The sequence below is a fragment of the Enterococcus italicus genome (assembly GCF_023743875.1).
GTDB classification, from domain to species: Bacteria; Bacillota; Bacilli; order Lactobacillales; family Enterococcaceae; genus Enterococcus_G; species Enterococcus_G italicus.
On sequence record NZ_JAMRVB010000001.1, the window covers coordinates 886,942 to 912,638 of the forward strand.

Below are 25,697 nucleotides of genomic sequence, written 5' to 3' on the forward strand. Positions count from 1 at the left end.
TTTTTCATTATTGATAATAATGTTTTCTTTTTTCTATCTGTCACCTTATTTTATTAGCATTTCTTTCATCTAATTCATCTTTTTTTAATAAAGGTATGTCTATCTCTACTATTCTTTGCTATAATTTGAGAAATAAAATTAAACAGAATGGGGTTAAATTATGAAATTGTGGCAACAGATCCAGCGACTAAGCCTGATTCAACAAATTGTTTGTGGCATTATTATCGGAGCAATTTTAGGGACGTTGGTACCTTCTTGGTCTTTTATAACGATTTTAGGTGATTTATTTATTGGTGCTCTAAAAGCTATCGCACCTCTTTTAGTCTTCTTCTTGATTATTGATTCTTTGGCGAAACACAAAAAAGGGACCAAGACACATATGAAGACCGTTATCGTCTTGTACTTTCTAGCAACATTTATTGCGGCACTGACTGCTGTAGTCGCTAGTTACCTCTTTAAAGTGAGTCTTGTGTTACCTGAAGCTGTAAAAAACCAAACAGCGCCAGATAATTTACAAGAAATTTTAAGCGGCATTTTAACCAATGCAGTAGCCAATCCAATTAGCGCGATTTCAGAAGGTAATTATTTAGCATTGTTATTATGGGGCTGTGTCCTTGGTCTAGGTTTCCGTCATGCAAGTGAAGGGACAAAAAAAGTCTTATCTGATATCTCTGAAGTAATCTCAAAAGCAATCCAAGGCGTCATTTTATTTGCACCATTAGGAATTGTCGGGCTAGTCTTTTCGACTATTTCTGAAATTGGCTTAAGCGGTATGGCTGCTTACTTAAAAATTATTTTGCTTGTCGTGGGTACGATGCTCTTTGTGGCATTTGTTGTTTATCCATTAATGGTGTTTTTACTTCTCAGACAAAATCCATTTCCATTAACTTTTTACACGATGAAAGAAAGTGGCATTCCAGCGTTCTTCACTCGTAGCTCAGCTGTCAATATTCCAATTAATATGGAATTAGCTGAAAAATTAGGTCTTGATCGTCAATCGTACTCAATTTCGATTCCACTTGGAGCAACAGCCAATAGTGGTGGTGCAGCGATTACCATTTCCGTTATGACGTTAGCAGCTGCACATACGCTAGATATGCAAATCCCTATCACATTAGCTTTTCTATTGTGTCTATTATCGGCTATCTCTGCTACAGGTGTCTCAGGTATTGCCGGTGGTAGTCTCCTACTGATTCCTTTGGCATGTAGCTTATTTAATATTCCGAATGATACGGCTATGCAAGTTGTGGGTGTTGGATTTATTATTGGCGTGATTCAAGATTCCGTGGAGACCGCGGTCAATTCAGCAAGTGATTTGTTATTTGCGGCTACGGCTGAATTTTATGATTTAAATAAAGCGGGTAAACCTGTCGACGTGAATAAGCGAGTGAAGATCGCTCAAGCAACTCAATTATCTGATACGAACTTTTCATTAGATAACGATTAAAAATAAGCTCACTATCCGAAACGTGCACTCTCGGATAGTGAGCTTATTTTAGTATTCTTAGTAATTCGAAGGTAATTTTATGGATCGCTGTAATTGTTCCACTATCGACAAACAATGTATCAATTTTTTCTTTCAAAGCAGGATTTTTTTGTAGTTCTTCTTTAAAATAATCCTGTACAAATATTTTTGTAACGGGTTCTTCTCGTTGATAGGAGAAGGTTTTATTCACCCAAGGAATACCCTCTTTTTCAAGCCATTTTTTAAATTTTTCGAAAGGAATGGCTGGGGCAACGTTATTTGACACAAATTGCTCTAATGGCGTGAAGACAGTATCTTGATCGTCAACCACTTGCAATAAAATAAGTTGGTTTTTCGTCATCCGCAACAAATCATTTAGCTGCTGTAGTGTATTCAATGCTGGATTCATCGCCGAAAAGACGAGCTCATATTGATCTGGATTGGAGTTTGCACAAAATGTTTGTTGATCGCATTGGATGTATTGCACGTTATCATTGGTATGGGTAGCTTGCTTTAGCATATTAGCCGAAAAGTCGACTAGCAAGTATTGAGTGACATATGGGGCAATCGCGGGTAAGTATTTGCCATAACCACCTGCAATATCGACAAATAATTGACAAGGTAAACAGTTGGTTTCAAGCAAATATTGCGCGACATCTTCTACAATTGTTGTAAATGATTCTTGTTGGATTTCATAATACTCATCCGCAAACTCATCCCAAAATTGTCGCTGTTCTTCCAAGTAATCCATTATCACCCTCCTTAAACAAGAATATGTGAGCAATCAGTCAGCTTGAGAGAAAAAGTTGGCTGATTGCTCATACATGTCTTGATTAGTTATTGTTCCATCATGAGGCTTTCACAATCAGTGGCACCAAAAAGGGATAATGTGTAAAAAAATCCAGTATTGATCGTTTCCGGGTATTGGAATCAATCGTTAACATGACTGGTGTTTGATTCAAGTCAAAGCTGACAGATTGATTTTGATTTAAGAGAATGGTGTATTTCTGATCCTCATCTTTTTCAAATTCGTAATCAGCGTCTTCCATCGTTGTAATAAAGATTTCATCTAAAATGGACGCACTAATGGTTACTTGAGTAGCAAGGTGCACCAGTAATGCATTCGAGTTATCTAAAAAGTTAGGCAATACTTCAAAGCCAAGCGACTTAAAGTGGGTCAACAAACTGTTCAAATCATAGTTGATGAGTGACAGCTGATTTCTTGAAAAGACCTTTTCTACATGCCAAAGACGGATTAGTTCTAAGACATCTTTTTCTGATACGGTCACTTTCATCGCCTGCGTATCTATGACAATTAATGGCAAGTAGGTTGTTTCAAAACGATTGTCAACAACATTCATTTTAAAGTTTAACACTAATTGGTGCGCATCATTCACACGATAATTCGTTAAAAAATGCTTGGTTTGCCAAGTGTTAAAGGCATCAGATTTTGCCAATTCAATCGTACGCAATGGCTTTAATAGCTCATACGTGAAGTAGTCCAAAAGATTCGCTCTTGCGATCGCTGAAATAGCGGTATCATGAACGATAAATTGATTGTAGCCATCTAATAAAGATTCAAAGTCGGCTTCGATTAATAATTTTCGTAATTTCAAGTCAGCAAGTTCTTCTTCTGCCGATTGAATATATTGCAAAATTTCTTCATGCTCTTGTTCTTTAAACAGATAGTAAGAATCTGCAGTGTCATCAACAGCAGGTTGTTGCGTGGCCTCATACGTCGTTGCATTACTACTTTGTTCATCGACGGTCAAAATTTGTTTTTCGACCACTTCTACTGTCACGTCTGTTTCTTTTTCACTCATCCGCGCACACCCCTCTCATCTAAATAGTCTTTCATAAAGGCTTGAAGTTGCGTACCCATAGAAGAAAATGAGTCAAACTGGCGGTTGATTAAGCGCAATTCTTTGGTAATAATGGCACGCTGTAACCGCAATGCTTGATAATGATTCATTAATTTTTCTTTTTGGTTGGCTAGTTGTTGTTTGTCGTTTACAAACCGTTGCAACTCTTCTTGATGAGCAGTTAACTTTCCGATTTGCTGCGTTAGTTCTGCCACATCCTCATCTGTTTTTGAACGATTAAAAAAGCCTTTTGAAGCTTCTTTCTTTTCTTCAAGTGTTTGTCGCAATGTTTGGAGTTGCTCGTCTACTTCCACTAATTCCGACTCCGCTGTGATTGAGCGAGCAGTCAACGCGTCCATTTGCTTTTCTACAGCTGTTAGCGGATTGTCTACATCTGCCTGTTGCGTTTGCCACTCTTCTTCAATCTCTGGTAAGACAAAAATCTCTGGAATACTGGCATCTAAACCAATTGTTGGACGCTCATGGTAATAATTTCCTAATTGATAGTATTGCACAGTTGGATTGACTTTTTGCGTTAATTTCATAAAAGGAAAGGCTTGTAAAAAGCTGTCATGCAATTTCTTCATCAGCAACCCGTCAATTTCATGATCTTTATTGGCAGTATTTTTCAATTCTTGATGCAAGCGGCCCTTATAAATTCGGTAAATAGCGGGGATATTTTCTGTTCGAATGGCTTCTTCAAACTCGGTTAAATCCTTAAGCATAGACCCAATGTTTTGGGAGGCGACATCTTTAATTGCTTCGAAATTCGTATCGACTGCCGCATCTTCTTTATATTCTCTAGCTTCTTCTTCCGTCATGCTTAGACCTCCTTTATCATTTACCCTTTTATTTTATCATCAAACACGAAAAAAAGGGATTGAAAACAATCCCTTTTCCTTCCTTTATAATGAATGATTGCTTAAGCAGTTACATCGCGTGTCAAAAAATGAATTTGTTTTTGTTCATCTCTTGTTAAACGTGTTTCTTCTTTCAAATACGTAAAGACTAATTCCTGGACATCTGGGTTTTCGAGCATTGTTTCATAGCCTTCAAAGATTGCTTGAATGTAGTTTTTATACGCTTGTTTCTTTTTTTGACGTTTTTTCACTGGGCACCATCCTTTTCTCGTTTATCTTATCAAGTGCATTTGCGATTGACAAGGGGTTTTGGTTAATTTTGCCACTGATAGGCTAACCGTTCACCATCCGGAATCGGAAAGACGACCTCACCACAGCAAACAAAGCCACAAGCTAGGGCGACTTTTTGCATCCTGATATTCAGGCGATGTGTATCGATGCGAATATCTGTGATACCATCAGTAACACATTGTGCAACTAAGTTAGCTAAAAAGCGTTTCCCTAGTCCTTTATTGGCCGTGGTAGACTTGACCGCAAAGCGATGGATCGATACATACGAGTCTGTAGGCATAATCCATCGCCCGTCAATTGCTTCATACACCGGATCGATGCCAGGGATGATTGATGCTACTGCTACGATGGTCTCTTCTTCAAGGACATATGTCCAGCCATGACGAATATCAGCTAGAAATTGTTCTTCTCTTGGGCCATGACCATTTTGCCATTGTGGAGATTGTTGTTGGGCTAGTGCGTGAATACCATCAGCAATAATTGCCATAATGGTTGGCAAATCTTTTTCCGTTGCTTTTCTTAGCTGCATCTTGGTATTCCTCCTAAGAAAGATCTTTTAGTTTTCCTCTAAATTCATCAATAGCCGCGTAGCCTTTTTTCTTCATAATATCAGACAACTCGCGAGCCAGACGATCAAAAATAGTGGGACCTTCTTTGTGTAGTTGGGTTCCGACTTGTAGAACACTTGCGCCACATAGGAGATGCTCAAAGGCATCTTGGCCATTGGTAATACCCCCTGTGCCGATAATTTTGATCTCGCTATTTAAACGCGTTGCAAAAGCACGGACATTGGCTAGTGCAGTCGCTTTAATGAGAGGTCCACCTAGGCCGCCAAAACCATTTTTGGGTTTAATAACGACTTGCTCGAGGTCTGGGTCAATCACAAGGCCGTTTCCGACTGAATTAATCGTATTGACATAAGTTAGCGGGAATTGATTTAAAATGTCAGCCATTTGATCAAAGTGGGCAAAGTCAAAATAAGGCGGCAATTTGACTCCTAGTGGTTTTTGGTAGAGGTCAAATACTTGTGTTAGCAATCGTTCTGTCTGCTCAAAGTCATAGGCTAGCTGAGGCTTACCAGGGACATTCGGACAAGAGAGGTTTAGTTCAGTCACGCCATCAAAGGAGCTAGTTTCAAGTCGGCGCAACATATCTAAATTTTCGGCAGCACTCATCCCAGAGATAGAAAAAAAGCACAATTTACGATACGGTGTGTGAGTGACGTAATCAAGATAATAGTCAAAACCTTTATTCGGCAAGCCCATTGAGTTGATGCTGCCATTTGGTAGATCTATATAGCGTGGTTCGGGATTGCCTGTCCGTTGTAGCGGCGTACAGCTTTTTGTAATAAACGCACCCGCTGAAGAATGATACAGTTCATTCAATTCCTCTGTGGTCATACAATGGACCCCTGACGCATTCATAAATGGATTTTCAAGTTCATGATTGGCAAAAACAGTTTTTAGCATAACAATTCTCCCCCTTAGTTTTTCTAAGTGTAGCTTTTTTACAGCTAGATGGCAATACAAAAAATGGCGGAGCGAATCTGTTCTTTTTTAGACAGATTCGCTCCATCGGCTTTCTAGTTTAAGATTGGACTCTTTTTTTCGCTGTTGATAGCATGAGACGAATGCGATTTAACTGGTTGACAATCGAAACACCTGGATCATAATCAATTGGAGCGATATTGGCTTGAGGATAGCGTGCCCGTAATTCTTTAAGCACCCCTTTGCCTACAATGTGGTTCGGCAGACAGCCAAATGGTTGCAAGCAAACAATGTTATCGACCTCTTCGTCCAGTAGCTCAATCATTTCGGCTGTCAAAAACCATCCTTCCCCCGTCTGGTTCCCAATCGATAAGACCCGACTTGCTTTTGTAGCTAACTCTTCAATCGGAGAAGATGGACAAAAACGAGTTGAATCTTGTAAGGCACGATTTAAAGGCTGTTCGACGACACTTACTAGTTTCAATAAGACTTGCGCTGTCCGCTTGCTCTTTACTGACATTCCAAGGTGTTCTTCTTTCCAGATTTGATTGTATAAGGAATAGTTCATAAACCCTAGTATGTCAGGAACAACGACCTCTGCCCCTTCTAACTCAAGCAAGCGAACAATATTATTATTGGCAATCGGTGAATACTTGACCAAAATTTCGCCGACAACTCCCACTTTTGGCTTTTGGCAGTCCTTGATAGGCAGTTCATCAAAATCATGGATGATTTTTTTAATGGTACGATTAAATTGTGTGAGTGAGCCATTTTGGACATTGGCTGCAACTTTTTCGAGCCATGCTTGGTGTAATTGATCCGTACTACCAGATTTGACTTCATACGGTCGTACTCGATATACCAAGCGTTCAAATAAATCACCATATAAAACAGCTAGTAAGACTCGTTTTATCATCTTGTAGGAATAGGTGAAGCCCGGATTGGTTTCGACTCCTTGATTACCAAAGGAAAGGGAAACGACCGGAACATTCTCAAACCCTGCTTCTTTTAATGCTTTACGTAACAGTGGAATATAATTGGTGGCCCGGCAGCCCCCACCTGTTTGGCTCATCAGCACGCTAACATTATCTAAATCATACTCTCCACTTTGCAAGGCTTTGATTAGTTGACCAATCGAAATAATTGCCGGGTAGCACGCGTCGTTGTTTACATATTGTAAGCCAGTGTCAATCACGCTTTCATCATCGGGGAGCCCCACAATATGGTAGCCCGATGCCCGCATCGCCACGTCAAACAAGCCATTTTGATGGATTGGGCTGAGCATAGGCATAAGCAGCGTATGCTTTTTGCGCATATCTTTCGTAAACACAATTTTTTCCGGTAGGTTCGCTGTATGAGTAGGAGCATGGGGCGTTTTTTCACGAGCATGGAGCGCAGCTTTTAGCGAGCGTACACGAATACGGACTGCTCCTAAGTTTGCGCCTTCGTCAATTTTTAAGACAGTATACAGTTTTCCTGCTTGTTCCATTATTTCAGCTACTTGATCTGTAGTCACTGCGTCAATCCCACAGCCAAATGAATTTAGCTGGACCATCTCTAATTGCGGGCATTTGGCCACGACATGTGCGGCTGCATAGAGACGTGAATGATACATCCACTGGTTCACCACACGTAGAGATTTGACTTCAGCCAAGTGTGCGAGGCTGTCTTCGGTTAAGACGTGAAAGCCTTCTTGTGTAAGTACTTCTGCGATGCCATGATTGATTTCCGGATCAAGGTGATACGGTCTACCAGATAGCACGATGCCATTTTGATTCGTCTGCATTAGCATCGCAATGGTTTCTTCACCTTTCGTTTGAATGTCTTGTTTTGCGGCTGCTAGTTCTGTAAATCCATGCTGCAATGCTTTAGTGATATCTCCTCTTGATAGTTGCAAGTCAGCAAACGTAGCAGTCAAGGTAGCAATCATGGATGATTTATCTGCTAGATTTAAGAAAGGATTGCGGTAATCGACTGAACCAGAGCGAATTTCTTCCACATTCATCCGAATCAAATCAGGGTAGCTTTGGACAATGGGGCAGTTAAAGTGATTATCCGCCGCTTGTCCTTCATTCTGCTCAAAAATAATACTAGGATAAAAAATAATTGGTACTTGTTGCTCAATCAATGTCTGGATATGTCCATGCACCAGTTTAGCTGGGTAACAGACGGTATCGCTAGGGATGGTTTCAATCCCCTTCTCGTAGCATTCTTTGGTCGAATGTGGCGATAAGACGACTCTAAAGCCTAAATCCGTAAAAAACGTGTGCCATAGCGGATAGTTTTCATACATATTTAACACTCGAGGTAAGCCAATTTCTCCGCGAATGGCTTCTTTTTTTCGCAAGGAACGATACTTGAATATCCGCTTTAACTTATAGTCATATAGATTGACTTTGCGGTCTTCACGATTAATTTTGATCCGTGCACCGCGCTCGCAGCGATTCCCTGTGATAAATTGACGACCATCTGAAAATAGCGTAATCGTTAGTAAACAGTTGTTTTCACAGAGACCGCAATGTGTGAGCTCTTTCGTTGCTTCAAAGGTCGCTAATTCATTAGCTGTTAATAAGGTCGTATGCTCCCCTTCTTGATAAGCGCCCTTTGCAATCAATGCCGCACCAAAGGCTCCCATTAATCCAGCGATATTAGGACGGATGACTGTTCGACCAGTCACTAATTCAAATGCGCGTAAGACAGCATCATTGTAAAATGTCCCTCCTTGACAGACGATCCGTTCACCTAATTGCTCAGGTCGACGCACTTTGATTACTTTGTATATAGCATTTTTAATGACGGAATAAGCGAGTCCTGCTGCGATATCGCCGACTGATGCCCCTTCTTTTTGGACTTGCTTCACTTTTGAATTCATAAAGACTGTACAGCGAGAGCCTAAGTCAACTGGATGAGCCGCAACAATCGCACCTTGGACAAATTCTTCTAAAGGATAATGCAAGGATTTAGCGAAGGTCTCAATAAACGACCCACACCCTGAAGAGCAAGCTTCATTTAATTGAATGGCAGATAGTGCGCCATCTTTGATCGTCATAGCCTTCATATCTTGACCGCCAATATCTAAAATAAAATCAACACCTGGCAAGAAGAAATTAGCAGCTTTATAATGCGCCATGGTCTCGACTTCACCAATATCGACTTTTAAGGCATGCTTAATCAAGTGCTCACCGTAGCCCGTGACTGCGGCTTTCGCAATCGTGACCGCTGTAGGGAGCTGTTGGTACAATTCGGTCAAAATCGCAATCGTCGTCTCTAATGGTTGTCCTTCATTGCTACCATACCAAGAGTACAAAAGTGCACCCTGTTCATCAATCAATGCTACTTTCGTGGTAGTTGATCCGGCATCAATTCCTAAAAAGGCGCGTCCTTCATAGGTATCTAATTCGCGTTCTTTTACGGTGGCTTTTTCGTGACGAGCAACAAATGCCTCTCTGGCAGCCTCGTCTGCGAATAAGGGCGCTAAGGTATCACTTTGTTTGGCGCTTTGTGGATTCGTCTCTAACTTGTCTATAAATTCGCTTAATCGCATAGTTTGGTTCTCTTCTTGGGCAAAAAGCGCTGCGCCATACGCGACAAAAAGTTGAGATTGCTCAGGAAAGATGACCTGATCCATCGACAAGGCTAATGTATCAATAAATCGTTGCCTTAACTCTGATAGGAAATAGAGTGGTCCGCCTAGAAAGGCTACATTTCCTTTGATTTTACGACCAGATGCAAGTCCAGCGATTGTCTGATTGACGACCGCTTGGAAAATACTTTTTGCAATATCTTCTTTTGCTGCTCCTTCATTAAGTAAAGGCTGAATATCCGTTTTTGCAAATACGCCGCATCGAGAAGCAATCGGGTATATCGTCGTTGCGTGTTTTGCAAGCTCATTTAGGCCACTTGCATCCGTATCTAATAATGAGGCCATTTGGTCAATGAATGCACCTGTCCCACCAGCGCACGTTCCATTCATCCGTTGTTCCAAGGAGCCTTCAAAAAAAGTAATCTTGGCATCTTCTCCGCCTAGTTCAATCACCACATCGGTTTGAGGAATGAGTTCTTCTACTGTACGCGTACAAGCGATGACTTCTTGGATAAAGGTTAATTCGCAACTCTCCGCAAGCCCAATTCCACCAGATCCTGTAATAGTAAGGGCAACATCTTGGTCACCGATTTCTTCCAAAGCTGCACGAATCATTTTTTTTGTTGCCTTTTTCACATCTGAATAGTGACGTTCATAGCAAGAATACAATTCATTCTTTTCTTGATCGATTACCATCATTTTAACTGTGGTAGAGCCTACATCTATACCAGCATATACGTGCATCGTTGTCACCTACCTTTAAAATTTCCAACAAATGTTGAATATCCAACAGCTCGTTTGTTATACTATTCACGTAAAGTGTAGTGATATTCCTAAAAAATTGCAACAATCAAAGAATAGGAATCTGTGAGATAAACAACAATTTAAAGCGTGTGTCGGAAAAAGGAGGAGAAAAATGATGAAAAAAGTCGATTTACGTGTTAAACGAACGCATAAAATGATTATTGAAGCCTTTATTCGCTTAGTGGAAGAACGTGGCTACGATGATTTGACTGTGCAAGAAATAGCGGATGAGGCCATGATTAATCGAGCAACCTTCTATGCTCACTTCAAAAACAAGCAAGATTTATATGATTCTATTTTTCACTCAACCATGAATGTCTTTGTCTCCGTTCTTGATCCAGATCAAATCGTAAAAGGCAATCGTTTAAAATTAAAACAAGTGGAATTTGTTTTGACAAATATTTATCAACAAATCAAAGAAAACAAAGTCTTTTTCATTACTATTTTAGAGTCTTCTGATGACCAGCGCTTACGCAAACAAATCCAAGCAATTCTAGAAGTCCAGTATGCACATATTTTCTCACGCTTAAAAATTACGGAAAATGATTTAGAAGTCCCAATTGATTTTATTATTGAATATATAACTTCTGTTTTCTTTGCGACGCTTCATTGGTGGATTACTGCGGATACGACTATGGATGCGAATAGTTTAGCCAAATTGGTCATTAAGTTAGTCGGTAATGGACACTTAACCGTTTTAGGAATTGAAGTCGATCATTAAAAAGAGGAATTGACAAACGTGTTTAGCTTCGAGCGATAATCCCAGAAATTTCGAAAAGCATGCGCAACTTGATTACGCTTTTGTAAATCATTTATTCATATTAAAGGAGTGTGACAAATTTTCGTCACACTCCTTTAAATAGATTATCCGTCTTCTTCATCTTCCCAAAGTAGCTTTGGGGTATCGATGCTATACAAATGTACAAGTAAAATACCAATACCAACGCCACCAACTAACACGCCTTCACCAATATTTTCCCTACTAACGACAGAGACAACAGCAAACATCAAACACATGAACACAACAAGTGCAGCTAGTGAAGCAAAAACTAGTTTCATAAGGATTCCCCCAAACCCAGCTATAATGAAAACGCTATCTAATATTATCATAGCACTTTTTTGCACATTTAAAAGCCTTTTATTGCTATTGTTATAAAATCGTCTTATACTAATACTAGTTTCTCGCGGTCATGGCGGAATTGGCAGACGCGCTAGCTTCAGGCGCTAGTGATAGCAATATCGTGGAAGTTCGAGTCTTCTTGGCCGCATACAGGTTCATTAGATGAGCATCATCTTCTCTTCAGAAGGTTGTGTTCGTCTTTTTTTATTTTCTCTTTACAAAAGCGAACATACGTTTGTATAATGGGTATAAGAAATAGATTGGAGGCATAGAACATGAATTTCAAATACGAATTGGAGCCTACAGGAGATTATGCTTTTATCGATATGAAAAGTTTTTATGCCAGCTGTGAATTGGTAGCTCGTGGACTTCATCCTCTAAAGCATCTCTTAATCGTTATGAGTACTACAGATAATACGTCCGGTTTAATCTTAGCGAGCTCTCCGATGGCCAAAAAAAAATTAGGTATCAAAAATGTGACTCGTAGATGGGATTTACCGACAGTTGGGGAGAATCCTGCAATGAAAAATCTGATTATCGCCCCTCCTCGCATGAATTATTACATTCAAGAAAACTTAAAAATTCAGCATGTATTACAAAACTATGCCCCAGATGAAGATATACTCTGGTATTCTATTGATGAAGGTTTGATTGACTTGTCACGTTCATTAAATTACTTTGTCCCGGGTGTATTAGACCGAAAAACAAAACTAGCGATTGTCTGTGATCGCATACAACAAGACATCCAAAAAAAAACAGGGATTTTTTCTACGGTAGGGATGTCCAATAGCAATCCGTTACTCGCCAAATTAGCACTCGATAACGAAGCAAAAACGGCTCCTTCCCTACGAGCATCTTGGAACTATAGTGATGTGGCCGAAAAAGTATGGCAGATACCACAACTAACAGATTTTTGGGGTATCGGGCATCGCACGGCGGCAAGATTGCATCGCTTAGGGATCTCTTCGGTTCATGAATTAGCCAATAGTTCTCCGCAATTGTTGCAGCAAACCTTTGGCGTGATTGGCTTGCAGCTGTATCACCATGCCAATGGAATTGACCGCACCAAGTTGTCCGAACGCTATGTGCCAAAAGAAACAACGATTGGCAATAGCCAAATTTTACCTAAAGATTATACCAGTTCAGAATTGCTTGTTGTTATTCGTGAAATGGCGGAACAAGTCTCGATTCGTATTCGTCGGAAACAGTTAAAAACAACATCCATCCATCTCTTTATCGGCTATAGTCGCGATGAATCTACGAAAGGATTCAGCCGCCAAATGAAAGTTGATGCGACCAACGCTTCTAAGCCATTAGCAGAATCGCTCCTTCATTTATTTTATAAGTTTTACGATGGAACTAGTAAGATTCGCCAAATTGGTGTCAGCTACGGCAAGCTCGTGCCTGCTAACGGTACGCAGTTGACTTTATTTGACGAACCTATCACGCAGCAAAAAGAGGAAGACTTAGAAGTGATTTTGGATCGTATTCGTGAAAAGTATGGTTTTTCAAGCATCATGCGGTCAAGCTCGCTACTACCCGATGCGCGTAGTTTAAAGCGGGCGAATTTAGTTGGTGGTCATGCCGGTGGAGCTGGTGGTCTAGATGGTCTTTCACCACTGAAAAAAGAAGATGTTTCTCATGGCTGAGTCCTTTATGTCGTACCATCCTGATCCCTATGTTCGTTCGTATACCGACCGCGGCACAATGAAGTGGTTAGGCTTTTATTTAAGTGAACATACAGCACAGATGCAACTAGATAAAAATGAACGCACGTCCATCGTCCCTCGCTACCAAGCAATGACGACACAAGATTGTCTTGTTATTTTATTTGAAAGCTACCAACAGCGCCGCCCTGTCCAACTACAACTCAATGTGTTAGTAGCAGAAGGACAAAGTGATTGTTTATTAACAGGAATTGTGATGGGTATCGAGGATAGTAGTCTATTTTTACTGACTGACGCCCAAAAAATGGACATACTTGATGTAACTACTATCAAATATGTCGCTTTCTTATCTGATTCAAAATGGAGTGATCTAAGATGAGCTTAACCAATCGATCATTGTCGTTTGATTATTTCACTAATAATGCAGAGCAATTTACAAAAGACTTTACCAATTATGTTGTGACCGAAATCCCCTTTTTTGCCTTACAAGATGAACTGTTGCATCTAATGGACAAACGACAGATTACGCACTTTAAAATTCCTAGTTACAAATGTATTGATCGTAAGGACCATATCTTTTACTTTCGCATAGATACAATTAATGAGTACAAAGAAATGAAAGTCTATCATTATTTAGGGATGGATTTATATACTTGAGCTTTATGTTTTCTTTCTCTTTTTTAAGTTTGACCTAATGATTGCTTTGTATGATGTTTTTGTGGATGAACTTGGTGTTTCCATACGAATGATTGTGTTTCAGCACAGCACAATCATTTACTAACGTTTCGGTGCAGGTTCGATTCCTGTCATCCACTTACAGAAGTGACGTAATTTGGCTTGTAAGGTATAATGAAGAGGACTAAAAAGGAGGAAAAAGAATGAAAAAAACGAATTTTTTTGTTGTCTTTTGGCTGTTACTTGCCCTTATTTCATTTATTACTTTTCTTATTTTCTTTCATACTCTATGGGATACACTTTCCTATCTTTTGTTTCCAGCAACTGGTGATGAATACATGATGTCTACCAACGAAATCAATCGCTCTTTATTTGCCACCGTACCGATGATTTTACTGGTAGCTGGTGCATTTGCTGTCTCTTTAAAAAATGGACTGAAGCTTTATCATAGCCTTTAAATGATGGCTGTCTTATCCTGTCACTCTTGCTTTGTTTCTCAACGGACAGAGTGTCTCTGCCGATTTTTAATAAGGAAGTGATAAAAATGATGATGAGTATGGGTATTGGTTTAATTTATTACTTGATTGGGGCTTTTGTTTTATACGGTATTATCCGGCTAGGAGTAAAACATGGTATTCAAGATACACAAAAGGACAAACAAAAAAATCAATGGTAGCACATTACTTGAAAGGAACTCTGATAGACGTTCATAAGCTAGAGGCATTTTTAGATTTAGCGCAGTCACTCAATTATACGGAGACCGCTTACCATTGAAGCAGGCTTTGACACCAAAGAAGTTCTTTATTATACAAAAACAGAGCATCCCTAATAAGGACGCTCTGTTTTTGTATAAATGGTTGTTACTCGCTTAATAAGAATACCGCTTGGTTTCGAAGTATTTAGAGAGCAAGGATAACAAATAACAAATAACAAAATAACCCAACGTCAATGCGACGTACATAGGAATAACATAGTTTGAATTTTGACCATAAATAATCTTTGCATTATGCGTAAATTCAGGTAAAGAGATAATGACTGCTAGCGATGTATCTTTTACAAGAGAAATTAACTGACTGACAATCGCTGGCACCATTGAACGAAACGCTTGCGGAATCATAATGGAGAACATCACTTGCAGATAGGTCAATCCTGTAGATAAGCCAGCTTCCATTTGACCTTTAGGCACCGCATTTAGACCGGCACGGAAAATTTCTGAGAGCATCGCGGATTCAAAAATTGTTAAAGCGATGACTGCTGACCAAAAGATGTCAAATTTGATTCCTATCTGTGGCAAAGCAAAGTATGTAAAGAAGATGATCAATAACAACGGTAAATTGCGGATAATATCGACGATTAGACCGACAATTCGTGAAACAAAGGGAATCGCTGAAAAACGAAGTGTCCCCATAATTGCCCCAAATAAGAAACTCAAAATAATTGAAACGAGCGAAACTTCAATGGTTACGATCAAACCGTCCAATAAGAAACGCAAATTAATAAACGAAAAAGCATCGAAAAAACTCATTTGTTCTCCCCCTTTCTACGAGCGCACCGCCCATTTTTTCTCTAAATAGCTCATATAATATGACAATGGCAATGTTAAAATTAGATAGAAAATACCCACAATGATATATGTATCGAAGGTATTAAACGTCGTACTAGCAATCAAATCACCTTGGTACATAATATCTAGCCCTGCAACCATTGCCAAAATAGAAGAATTTTTAATCAAATTAATAAATTGTCCTCCTAGTGGCGGAATCACAATTTTAAATGCTTGTGGTAACACAATGTAGCGCATTGTTTGCCAATAGGTAAATCCCGAAGATAAGCCTGCTTCCATCTGACCTGAGTGGACTGTTTGGATCCCTGAACGAACTGTTTCTGCAATAAACGCCGATGTATAAATCGTTAAACCAATCGTTCCAGCTTGAAACCCATCAAAAGGAACCAAATAAAGAGGAATTACGACATAAAAAATCATCACAATAATTAGCAAAGGCACATTTCTAAAAAATTCAACATACGCTTTGGCTAATCGTCGTATTACATTGTTTGTGGACAATTGTAAAATCGCCATCAATGTTCCGATAATCAAACTTGCAATCAATGCGATGAAGCTTGCAAGAATGGTGTATTTGAATCCATCTATAAATAATGATGCATTGTTTTGAAATAATTCAAGCATGTACGTTTTCCTCCTTATTCAGCTTTCCCACTGTCATCATTAGGGAACCATTTGTCATAGATTTTGTCGTAGGTTCCATTTGTATGCAATGTACGTAATGCATCATTAACTGCATTTAAAAACGATTCTTGTCCTTTATTGATAGCAATTCCATAAGGCTCATTGGTGAACGTACCACCAACTAAAGTATAGTTGTCATTTTCGCTAGCCATCCCTAACAAAATCGCATTATCCGTTGAAACTGCGTCACCTTGTCCTGCCTGCAACGCCGTAAATGCTTCTGAATAATTTTCCATTTCTAATACCTTGGCATCAGGTGCTGCTTTACGAATATTATCAGCGGAAGTCGAGCCTTTCACGACTAATACTGTATCGTTGGCTGTCAAATCTTTAACATTCGTAATCGGGCTTCCTTTGGATACTAAGAGAGATTGCCCTGCATCAAAATAGACATCAGAGAAATCAACCTGCTTTTTCCGTTCATCAGTAATGGTCATCGTAGCAATAATCGCATCAATGTTTCCGTTTTTCAGCAATGGAATCCGTGTCTTCGATGTTACTTCGACGAAGACTGCATTACCATCACGTCCTAAAATTTCTTCAGTAATCGCCTTGGCAATATCAATATCAAACCCCTTCACTTCTCGTGATGAAATATCCATCAAACCAAAAAGTTTGGTATCATTTTTAACTCCCCATACAATTTGATTGGTTTCCTTAGCCGTCGTTAAAATATCTTGTGAAGCGGCACTGGAGCTTTTACAGGCACCCAATGTGATGACTGTGGCTAAGAGGAGTAACATGGTATATATTTTTTTCATTTGAACGCCCTCCTCCTAGTGGTTAATTACCTTGCTAATAAATTGTTGCGCTCTTTCTTCTCTTGGATTAGCAAAGAATCCTTTGACATCACGGCTATCTTCAAGAACTTCGCCTTCAGCCATAAAAATAATCCGATCGGCAACTTCACGCGCAAAGCCCATTTCATGGGTAACAACAATCATCGACATGCCTTCTTTAGCTAATTTTTTCATAACATCAAGAACATCACCAATCATTTCTGGATCTAGCGCTGAAGTCGGTTCATCGAATAATAAGACATCTGGTTTCATGGCTAATCCTCTAGCAATGGCTACCCGTTGTTGTTGACCACCTGATAACATAGATGGATAAGAGTCTTTTTTATCCCACATACCCACTCGTTTTAACAAACGTTCTGCCATTGCATTCGCCTCAGATTCAGACTGTTTTAATACTTTTAATGGTGCTAAAGTAATATTTTCCATTACAGTCTTGTTTGGATATAAATTAAAATGTTGAAAGACCATCCCAATATTTTTACGGATTTCAGTTAATTTTGTTTCCTTACTAAGGATATTAGTTCCATTAATCAACAACTCTCCTGTAGTGATAGTCTCTAGTCCATTAATGGTACGCAGCATCGTGCTCTTTCCTGAACCAGACGGCCCAATGATAACCACGACTTCCCCATCTTCAATCGCTAAATTAATATTTTTTAGTGCATGGAATTTGCCGTAATATTTTTCTACATTCTTAAATTCAATCATTAGAACGCCTCCATTTTTCGTTTCTTAATTTTATTTCAATATTATAATCATAATTTAATCATTTTGTAAATATTTTGTTCAATTGACTAAATAAAATAAGCCTACTTTCAAAAGTGAAATGGTCGTTTTTTTAGTTTTTTATTAGGTAAAAAACTAATTATACCTAATTAAACAAATAATTTCAGCTAATAATGGCAATTTAAATCAAATTGTTTGTTTTCAGTAAATTTTCTGCTTAAACAAAAAAACACCTCGATTAGAGATGTTTTTTTATATGAAAGTAATTGGTAGTTTAGTCGCGTCCACTATATTGTCAAAAATTCAAGAGCATCAAGAACACAATGCTTTGCGGTGTGAACCTAACTGCCCTGACTTTTTCAAGAGAAATCACGCACGATTCTTTATGTCTCTCCTCAGACAAGGTTCATGATGCTAAATGTTATTCGTATGCAATTCTATGCTTCATAATGTGTCCACGCTGAATAAATTTCTACAATTTTTTCGTCTTCATTTACTCGATATACTACTCGATGTTGTCTATTCAATCGTCTTGAATAGCGACCTTCATGGGTAGGTTTTAGTTTCTCGAATGATTGGGTGGGAAGATAAGGATCTTCTTTTAACGTTTGAATTACCTTTTCAAATTGAGCTCTCAAATTTGACTGCTTAATTTTTCTTAAATCTACTTTGGCAGAGTTTTTTATTTGTATAGAGTAGTTACTCATTACAAGTTATCCCAATCAATTTCATCAATATCTGTAAATCCACTATGATCTTTCTCTCGTGCCCGAACAGCATCAAGAGTACCTGTTTGCTCAAGAAAAAGGGTTTCTTGGATTGCTCTCCAATCATCCAATCCAATAAGCACTGCATTATTTTCACTACGGTCACTGATAATCTCAATTTCAGTATGATTCTCATTGACATCTTTCAATAACTTATAAAAATCTTTTCGGGCTGAACTAGGGTTTAAACTTCTGTTTGCCATATTAATTCCCCCTCTACTTATATCATCATTATAACGTACTTAATTAAGTACGTAAACATTTATAGATACAAGCCTGATGCTTACTTGCCTCTTATCATGGTTCAATTGCAACTTTTAATAAGTTCACTTCTACTATTATACTAGGCTCAATTACGCAAGATTCTATATTAATACATGCTGAAAAGGTCAAGCAACGAAAACCGTTGCTTGACCCAAAGGTTCTATTCAAATGATTGTAAGTTTTAACAATACTAGTTGTTAAAGAGTGATAAAACAACACTATTTGAGAAAGAGCCAAAATTTCAGGGCGACAAAAGGGCGAATAAAATATGAAAATTAGATTTTTTTACTAAATATTTTCAAACAAACCCTTGCTATTTCTTCGGTTCATCCTCATCCATTTTCGATTCCGACCACTAGCCTCTAAAGCCCGGTATATCAACATCGAAAATTCAAAAATCGGCTAAAAACGGCTCGTGCCAGTAATTTGACAGCAGTAAATCGCAAAAAAAATTACACTTCAAATTTAGTAAATTCATCTGCTAAAGTTTGGTTGGTATCGGGATAAAGATGCCCATATTTATCTAAAGTTGTCTTAACAGAAGAATGTCCCAAACGCTTTGAAACAGCATAGATATTTTTGTTATGCTCAATCAAAAAAGCTACATGAGAATGACGTAATCCATGTAAGTGAATCGGTTTGACACCAGCTACTTCAGCTAATTTTTTTACTCTACCTAAAAATGTCTTTGGAGATGGCGGCAAACCATCAAAGGTAAAAATAAAGCCCAAGTCATCCCCAATCGTTTTTTGAGATTCTTTCCATTTCCTTAAGTCTTCTATCGTTTGCTTGTCTAGAGTAATCGTTCGGATACTTGAAGTATTTTTAGTATCTGAGAAATCATAATCCGTTCTTGTTCGAATATAGAGTGACTTACTCACACTACAAGTTCTTTTACGAAAATCAATATCTGGCCATTGCAGCGCAAAAAGTTCTTCACTTCTAAGCCCTGTTACAAATAAAAAGCGCATCATTCGTTTATAAAATTCTTCTTGGAAATCACATCGATATGAACAATTGTACACTTTCTTAAATTCATCAACAGTCCAAAATGCCACAACCGATCGTTGGGTTCTAATTTTCCCAATAGTGTCTACCGGATTCTCATCAATGACTTCCAAAACTACCGCACGCTTAAAAATAATCCGTAACTTATTAAAGATCTGTTTAATATAATTGTTCGAAAGCGGACGTATTTTTCCTTCTTTATTTGTGACAGAACATTCTTGAACAAGAAATTGTTGAAACTCTTGAATATGAATCGGACGAATCTTTTCCATTTGCATTTTTCCAAAATAAGCTAAAGCACGTTTTAAAGTCTTATCGGTTTTTACATAGGTTTTCTCAATCGTCCCAAGTTTATACCACGGAAAAAAATACTTCTTATAAAACTCACGAAAAGTAATCCCTTGTAAATAAATTTCTTGAGAATTAGAGTAGTTCTTTTTTAATTCCTCCATCGCATCTTTCGCTTCTTTTTGCGATTTAAATCCCCTTCTAGTGGGTTGAATTCTCTTTCCGAAACGATCATAACCCAAAGTTAATGAAAAATACCACGTTCCTCTCTTCTCGTCTTTGTACACATTTGCAACTCTTCTCATCAGTATTCATCCTCCCAAGAAATGTGTAAGACCTCTTCAATGACACTCACAGGTATCCTTTTAATCTTGCTATTTCGATAAAAAGAATACCCATTAGTGACCAAAAGAGCTTTGCATTCCCTGAAGATCTTGTCAGCGTAATACCGTGAAAATCCCAACTTGATAATATCTTGCCGAGTGGCTGTCTTCATTCTACCGCCTTCTCTTTCCTACGTCAGCGCCTCACGAAAAAACATAAGTTACAAATTATAAAAAACATTTATTTATCTACCAGCTGCTCATGTCAAAAAGCACATAGGATTTCCACCTCTCCCCAGTGATGGCGAGCCAATTTGATTACGGAAGTATCATTATTACATTTGCAGATCATGGCTCGAATTCGACAATTCTTCTCTCAATTATTTATCGCTCCGGTTACTCATCATGGCGAAATTGAGAAATGCTCCCTACAAATGGAAAGTACTGATAGATTTTTGTATTCAATTTTCAAAGGCCATTTTTCTTTACACTAATAAAGACAATTGAGAAGACAAAAAAGCAACTCTCTTTGAAAGAAAGTTGCTTTCTCTAGAAATTTACTAAATAAACCACCACTTTGATTACTCCAATTTCTCAAATGATTGATTTTTATTTTAATACCACTCATCTTTAACGTTAATTACTTTAACTGTAGATCCATTCTTTATAAACTTGTAGCCAATATAATTTTTCTTGTCTTCTTCATGTGTTGACAAAATAATTTGCTTATCTTGAAACTCTCTACGCAAAACATCTACAAATGACGATAAATTGATTTCATCCATAGTTTGAACTGGATCATCTACCAATAGAAATTGATATTGTTCACCATCGTTTACATATAGTTTGTTCATAAGAAGAAGAAAAGTCAATATGAAAGCAGATAATTGACCTGAACTAAATTTGTTCAAAATATCTGGCTGCTTCTCTGATGAAATAAACCTTAATGCATTATCATCAATATACACACCAAGACCGCCTTGATAATTTTGTAACATTTTTGCTGTGTAAACAAGCAAAGGTATACGAATTGCCTCAACAATTGTCTTCTTCAATTTTTTTTCATTAGCCTTAATTATTTGATCAATCTTTCTATACGCTGTAATCATTTTTTCCCATTGCAGCTTCTCTTTTACAAGAGCATTTAATTTAGTCATCAAATCTTGATATTTCGTATTTTCCGAACTTCTTTGTAGAAAAACTAAATAGTCTATTTTTGTATCAATGAGCTTACTATCCGTTTCCTCAATAAAATTAATTAGGCTACCAATTGTATCAATCTCAAGAAATACTCCTAGATCATTAATAACACTTTCTAAATTGAGATCTGCAGCTACCCTTAAAAAATCTTCTTTGGGCTCTTTCCTAAGAGATTTGATCTCTTCAATCCAATTATTATCTGTTTCAATATCTATTCGTTTATCTCTAATAAAATCTAATAATTGATCTAATTGATTAATTTTCGTTTGATCTTCAATATATTTTTCAATGTCAACAAATTTCCAATCAATTACATAATTTTGAGGATCCAGTTGTGAAAAATCGGATTTGATTCTAGAAAAAATTTCACTTATATTCTCCCAATTTTCTTCCAAATCACTATCTTCTTTTACTGAAATTGACTCTAGCACCTGACCAACCCTGCTGATATCTTCTTCTAGCTCTTCAAACGAGTCAAATTTTGAATTACAAAGTGGACAATGAGTTTCATTAATATCAATTAATTGTGTGTAGGATTCCAAATGTTCAATAATATTTTTTCTAGATTGTTCCAGATTCATTTTTTCATTTGAAATTTTATCTTGTAATTCTAAATCGGTTTTCCTTTTCTTCAAAAGAGATGAAAGACTCGAGAAGTCCTGCTCAACATTCTTAGATATATCGATGATTGCATAGTCATTTTCAGAAATAATATTCTTCATATTATCAATTCTTTTTATCAATGTTTCTACTTTATTTATTTTTAGTATTTCTTGACTTAACAATTGCTCTAACTGCTCATATGAACTCACTAATTCCTTAGTCTTGTCATATTTGACTTTAGATTGAGAAATTGTTTTTATTAATTCATCACTATCTTTAATTCCTTCTCGATACATGATAGATACAATTTGATTTCTTTCAGTATCCCTAACTAAATTTCCGATTTTCCTGTTTAAATAATATTGCTTTATTTCGGCAACATATGGGGAAATTATTTTTAATTTCTTCAAAGATGAAATATATGATGAAATAGTTTTATCAGCAACTAACTGATTACTATCCCAATTCAAACTCTTATCAGGAAAAAGCTGTTGATATGTTACAGGCTGTATCTCCTCATCGTAATTGAGAGATCTAATTTCATTAATAATTTCATTTATTCTAGTTTCATCATAACTAAATAGGGCAGCACTCTCCTTAAAAAGATTGTACTTATCTTCAAGAAGTTCCTTCCCAATTAACGGTGACAAAGTATCTTCTCGCTGTCTAATTGGCAATTTGAGTAGATGAGTAGATTCCTCTTGTGAAACATAATAGCACACATTGAAATTATCAATTAAAGGATTTTTCACTTCAATGCCTCTAGTTTCTATATGCTGAATAACATCGGAACTTATAATTTCATTCCAATTTTCAATAATATTTTCATTTTCAATAGCATAGTACGTTATAGTTTTTGCTAATACACTCACAAATTTATGACTTTTTGAGTTACTAATAATTGCAGCATATTGTTTAGTATTATCGCTATCGTCAATGACATCAATACACAAAAAACCTTTTTTCGATGGATCATTTAGCAATAAGTGATTTTCAAATTTTTGATTACCATTTTCTAGCCCATTAAAGCGAGTCATTTCGTGACTAAATATCAGTTCAATAGCATCAAAAATTGTTGTCTTCCCAAAGCCATTTGGACCCGATAAAATGTTTAATTGCTTATCAAAATCCGTATGAGTAATATAGTCACTTGGGAAACCTTTAAAGTTACACATTGAAATTCTTTTTATCCCACTTACCATCTTTAATCACCCTCCGATACAGTTATTTTCTGGGTGATATAATTTTTAATTTCTTCGTCAGTTATTTCTATTCCTTTAGCGACTTGCTCTAAATCTTCTTTAGTCCATTTTTGATCTATATACGTTGAAAAAACGCTCTTAACAGTATCATCTTTTTGATCATTAATTTCTTTTTCAATTTTTTCCAAAGACTCCCCAATTAGAGGTTCAGGTCTAACATTATAACTCGTAAAAGGAATTTTAGCGTAAAGTTTTAACACAAATAAATATAGCGAATCAGATTTGTTTGACTTAGCAGATTTCCTATACTCACCAACATCAGATATAATTACCTCCATCTTTTTTTTCAATGATGTTTTCTCTTCATTTTGTCCTACATTTTTATTCAATAAGTAAACATGATCCTGGCTATATACAAGAACATACTTTTTTAAATAATAAGTTGATTCTTCAATGTCATAAATTAATTTTTGATTTTGCTTTTCAAATTCCAATACATCAGTTGTTTCAACAAAAAAGATAATTGACGTATTCTTTTTACGTGCAGGATCTGACTTATTTTTTGAATAATAATTTTCATCTGAAAAAGAAAGCTCAACTTGATTACTATAATCTCTTAGATTAGTATTATCATCACAAAAACAACAAATATAGTAATCAGCCTTGTTCTGATCAACCAAGCCATACCTCATTTCTGACCCATCTACTTCAGATAACAAACGGTATTCATACTCCAAAAAAATATCATGTACTAGATTCTGCATTTAATAATACCTCCGCTTCTTTTGTTCCAATCACTTTAACGATTGCCGGCCCAGTAAAATCATAAGTAACATCTCTACTCATAAATTTCAGTTTGCTCATTTCATCCGATGTTAAGTCCTCACAAACAATGTCCGTAAATTTTTCATTATTTCCATAATGAAAAGGAGAAAAATACTCCTCACCATGCATATGAAAAAGATAAGATGATTCAAATAATTTTTCAATGAACTTTATATCTTTCGTACCAATTCTGGATATTTTTCTAGCAATTATTGTAGCATTGTCCACTGTGCTCATCTCTGCTATCATTTTTTTTGCTGGTTCAGTAGCTATCAATGCTTCAGGAATACCATCTGCATAATTAAAGTTCTCGTACCTTCCGATATTTTTATAAAAGACTGCCAAAATGTCATCATCTTGAGGTAAATTATTACTATTTCTCAAATCACCATTTTCATTTAAAAATAATCTACTAAAGAAATCTAATAATACTGATCCTCGCTTATCGAAAATTACTTTTAGTTTTCTCATGAATAAACAATTTTCATTCATAGTACAAGAACTGCAACTCTCTGACTCTTCAGGACAGTTAATAATTTCTTCTTCGCGAAAATATAGAGGTATTTCATTTAACACTTGATGTAGCTTATCACTTAAAATATGACTTAAAAGTACAATCTCATCAATTGAATTATCGATAGGACTGCACATGTTATCTAGAAAATCACTAACCGAAATTTGAACCCCTCTCTTCTTTTCTATCTTAGGATTTTCCTGATTTTTCTCGTCTTCTATTTTAGTAAAAAATAATTCCAAATCTAGTAAATCAACTAAATTCCAATAAATATTCTCATTTTCTTTTTCAACCAGTTGGGATAATTCTATTGAATCTGGATGTTTATCTAAAATAATCCCTTTAATTTTTTCGATAATTTGAAGGCAAGTATCTTTAATTGCATCCGAATCACTGATATGCTCACTTGAATAAATCTTCACATTAAGATCATCCCAAGATTCTAGTAAACTATTCAGAGGAGCAATTATGTCACTCTGAACTTTTTGTTTTCGAACAGACTTAGGAAAATCCATAATACCCATTTTTCTTATTAATAATTGAAAACTCGCCTTTTTTGCTCTTCCATCTATATCTTCAATTTTATCTTTGCTAATATCACTTTCATAATTCGTATTTAAAAGATTTTCAAGATGCTTACGTCCTAGTTCTTTTATTTGATCCGCACTATCTAAGTTATGAGTAGAAATCAAATAAACTCCGCTGTCTTCATTTTTATTCGTATCGTTTAATTTATCTTGAGAAAACATCATTTTGAGCATATATGAAGCTACATAGAGATTATAGCAATCAGCTGATTTAAGTTTAGTATTCTTCCCTGCTTTCACTTGGTAAATTTGACGATACTCATTCCTCTCTAGTATAGCGATATCTTCCAAGTTTTCTAATTCCACAAATATCTGACTAAGCTCCTCTTTTAAATCTTCAAAATTGCATTTTTTATTCTTTTCAATTGCCTTATATATTTCATTTAAGATGAAATATACTGTCATTTTTCCTTGAATATCATAACCAGCCCATGAACTCATGGCATCATAGGGAAAATAAAATTTTTCCATTTAAGTATTACTCCTTCTTGAAATAAAAATCTTTCTATTTAAGATAAGCATTATCAA

26 protein-coding genes and 1 tRNA gene are annotated in these 25,697 nt (G+C 36.8%); 8 read left to right on the top strand and 19 right to left on the bottom strand.

Annotated features, from left to right (window positions below; translation table 11 throughout):
* Positions 1–166 precede the first annotated feature (166 nt).
* On the top strand, positions 167–1,447 hold the full coding sequence (gene sstT / locus NE257_RS04265) for a serine/threonine transporter SstT (RefSeq protein ID WP_040367301.1): 1,281 nt from the start codon (positions 167–169) through the stop codon (positions 1,445–1,447).
* A gap of 43 nt (positions 1,448–1,490) precedes the next feature.
* Here the strand turns inward: sstT and NE257_RS04270 are convergent, their stop codons facing one another.
* The 7 genes from NE257_RS04270 to NE257_RS04300 form a co-directional block, all read right to left on the bottom strand.
* Positions 1,491–2,216, bottom strand: coding sequence for a methyltransferase domain-containing protein (locus tag NE257_RS04270; RefSeq protein ID WP_251885852.1), 726 nt, complete (start codon positions 2,214–2,216; stop codon positions 1,491–1,493).
* 97 nt (positions 2,217–2,313) lie between these two features.
* On the bottom strand, positions 2,314–3,288 hold the full coding sequence (locus tag NE257_RS04275) for a hypothetical protein (RefSeq protein ID WP_251885853.1): 975 nt from the start codon (positions 3,286–3,288) through the stop codon (positions 2,314–2,316).
* Positions 3,285–4,148, bottom strand: a complete 864-nt coding sequence (locus NE257_RS04280) for a hypothetical protein (protein ID WP_251885854.1) — start codon at positions 4,146–4,148, stop codon at positions 3,285–3,287. Before NE257_RS04280 ends, NE257_RS04275 begins: the two co-directional genes overlap by 4 nt.
* Before the next feature lie 101 nt (positions 4,149–4,249).
* Positions 4,250–4,438: a hypothetical protein gene (locus NE257_RS04285; RefSeq protein WP_071859117.1), complete on the bottom strand. Its 189-nt coding sequence runs from the start codon at positions 4,436–4,438 to the stop codon at positions 4,250–4,252.
* Between the two features lie 62 nt (positions 4,439–4,500).
* A complete protein-coding gene (locus NE257_RS04290; RefSeq protein ID WP_251885855.1) occupies positions 4,501–5,007 on the bottom strand; it encodes a GNAT family N-acetyltransferase in 507 nt (168 codons plus the stop codon).
* 13 nt (positions 5,008–5,020) lie between these two features.
* The gene (locus NE257_RS04295; protein WP_251885856.1) at positions 5,021–5,947 is read right to left on the bottom strand and encodes a dihydroorotate oxidase; all 927 of its coding nucleotides are present in this window, start codon (positions 5,945–5,947) and stop codon (positions 5,021–5,023) included.
* Positions 5,948–6,065: 118 nt separating this feature from the next.
* Positions 6,066–10,292 (bottom strand): 2-hydroxyacyl-CoA dehydratase, encoded by a 4,227-nt coding sequence (locus NE257_RS04300; RefSeq protein WP_251885857.1) that lies wholly within the window; start codon positions 10,290–10,292, stop codon positions 6,066–6,068.
* Positions 10,293–10,464: 172 nt separating this feature from the next.
* Between NE257_RS04300 and NE257_RS04305 the strand changes: the two genes are divergently transcribed.
* Complete coding sequence (locus NE257_RS04305; protein ID WP_251885858.1) at positions 10,465–11,073, top strand: TetR/AcrR family transcriptional regulator; 609 nt, start codon at positions 10,465–10,467, stop codon at positions 11,071–11,073.
* Between the two features lie 143 nt (positions 11,074–11,216).
* Here NE257_RS04305 and NE257_RS04310 read toward each other — a convergent pair whose 3' ends face one another.
* The gene (locus NE257_RS04310; RefSeq protein ID WP_040366534.1) at positions 11,217–11,411 is read right to left on the bottom strand and encodes a hypothetical protein; all 195 of its coding nucleotides are present in this window, start codon (positions 11,409–11,411) and stop codon (positions 11,217–11,219) included.
* A gap of 125 nt (positions 11,412–11,536) precedes the next feature.
* Here NE257_RS04310 and NE257_RS04315 point away from each other — a divergent pair.
* The 6 genes from NE257_RS04315 to NE257_RS11600 all read left to right on the top strand — a co-directional run bounded on the left by NE257_RS04315 (position 11,537) and on the right by NE257_RS11600 (position 14,490).
* Positions 11,537–11,620 (top strand) — tRNA-Leu (locus NE257_RS04315).
* 127 nt (positions 11,621–11,747) lie between these two features.
* Entirely contained in the window at positions 11,748–13,121 is a 1,374-nt protein-coding gene (locus NE257_RS04320) for a Y-family DNA polymerase (protein ID WP_251885859.1), read from the top strand.
* Entirely contained in the window at positions 13,114–13,518 is a 405-nt protein-coding gene (locus NE257_RS04325) for a hypothetical protein (RefSeq protein WP_251854646.1), read from the top strand. The genes NE257_RS04320 and NE257_RS04325 overlap by 8 nt, the downstream gene beginning before the upstream one ends.
* A complete protein-coding gene (locus NE257_RS04330) occupies positions 13,515–13,796 on the top strand; it encodes a DUF5960 family protein (protein ID WP_007208252.1) in 282 nt (93 codons plus the stop codon). Before NE257_RS04325 ends, NE257_RS04330 begins: the two co-directional genes overlap by 4 nt.
* A gap of 221 nt (positions 13,797–14,017) precedes the next feature.
* On the top strand, positions 14,018–14,272 hold the full coding sequence (locus NE257_RS04335; protein ID WP_007208251.1) for a hypothetical protein: 255 nt from the start codon (positions 14,018–14,020) through the stop codon (positions 14,270–14,272).
* A gap of 86 nt (positions 14,273–14,358) precedes the next feature.
* Positions 14,359–14,490, top strand: a complete 132-nt coding sequence (locus NE257_RS11600) for a hypothetical protein (RefSeq protein WP_276532299.1) — start codon at positions 14,359–14,361, stop codon at positions 14,488–14,490.
* A gap of 192 nt (positions 14,491–14,682) precedes the next feature.
* Here NE257_RS11600 and NE257_RS04340 read toward each other — a convergent pair whose 3' ends face one another.
* The 11 genes from NE257_RS04340 to NE257_RS04390 all read right to left on the bottom strand — a co-directional run bounded on the left by NE257_RS04340 (position 14,683) and on the right by NE257_RS04390 (position 25,640).
* Complete coding sequence (locus NE257_RS04340; RefSeq protein ID WP_007208249.1) at positions 14,683–15,339, bottom strand: amino acid ABC transporter permease; 657 nt, start codon at positions 15,337–15,339, stop codon at positions 14,683–14,685.
* Positions 15,340–15,354: 15 nt separating this feature from the next.
* Complete coding sequence (locus NE257_RS04345) at positions 15,355–16,002, bottom strand: amino acid ABC transporter permease (RefSeq protein ID WP_251851582.1); 648 nt, start codon at positions 16,000–16,002, stop codon at positions 15,355–15,357.
* Positions 16,003–16,016: 14 nt separating this feature from the next.
* The gene (locus NE257_RS04350) at positions 16,017–16,823 is read right to left on the bottom strand and encodes a transporter substrate-binding domain-containing protein (protein WP_251885860.1); all 807 of its coding nucleotides are present in this window, start codon (positions 16,821–16,823) and stop codon (positions 16,017–16,019) included.
* A 15-nt stretch (positions 16,824–16,838) separates the two neighbouring features.
* Positions 16,839–17,570, bottom strand: coding sequence for an amino acid ABC transporter ATP-binding protein (locus NE257_RS04355; protein ID WP_251854649.1), 732 nt, complete (start codon positions 17,568–17,570; stop codon positions 16,839–16,841).
* Between the two features lie 455 nt (positions 17,571–18,025).
* Positions 18,026–18,295, bottom strand: a complete 270-nt coding sequence (locus NE257_RS04360; RefSeq protein WP_251885861.1) for a Txe/YoeB family addiction module toxin — start codon at positions 18,293–18,295, stop codon at positions 18,026–18,028.
* A complete protein-coding gene (locus tag NE257_RS04365) occupies positions 18,295–18,558 on the bottom strand; it encodes a type II toxin-antitoxin system Phd/YefM family antitoxin (protein WP_251869087.1) in 264 nt (87 codons plus the stop codon). The genes NE257_RS04360 and NE257_RS04365 overlap by 1 nt, the downstream gene beginning before the upstream one ends.
* Before the next feature lie 513 nt (positions 18,559–19,071).
* Positions 19,072–20,220, bottom strand: a complete 1,149-nt coding sequence (locus NE257_RS04370) for a site-specific integrase (protein ID WP_251885862.1) — start codon at positions 20,218–20,220, stop codon at positions 19,072–19,074.
* Positions 20,220–20,411 (bottom strand): DUF3173 domain-containing protein, encoded by a 192-nt coding sequence (locus NE257_RS04375; RefSeq protein WP_016171849.1) that lies wholly within the window; start codon positions 20,409–20,411, stop codon positions 20,220–20,222. The genes NE257_RS04370 and NE257_RS04375 overlap by 1 nt, the downstream gene beginning before the upstream one ends.
* Positions 20,412–20,852: 441 nt before the next feature.
* Positions 20,853–23,243, bottom strand: a complete 2,391-nt coding sequence (locus tag NE257_RS04380; protein ID WP_251885863.1) for an AAA family ATPase — start codon at positions 23,241–23,243, stop codon at positions 20,853–20,855.
* A gap of 2 nt (positions 23,244–23,245) precedes the next feature.
* Positions 23,246–24,007, bottom strand: coding sequence for an ABC-three component system middle component 1 (locus tag NE257_RS04385; RefSeq protein WP_251885864.1), 762 nt, complete (start codon positions 24,005–24,007; stop codon positions 23,246–23,248).
* A complete protein-coding gene (locus NE257_RS04390) occupies positions 23,988–25,640 on the bottom strand; it encodes a hypothetical protein (protein WP_251885865.1) in 1,653 nt (550 codons plus the stop codon). Before NE257_RS04390 ends, NE257_RS04385 begins: the two co-directional genes overlap by 20 nt.
* Positions 25,641–25,697 lie beyond the last annotated feature (57 nt).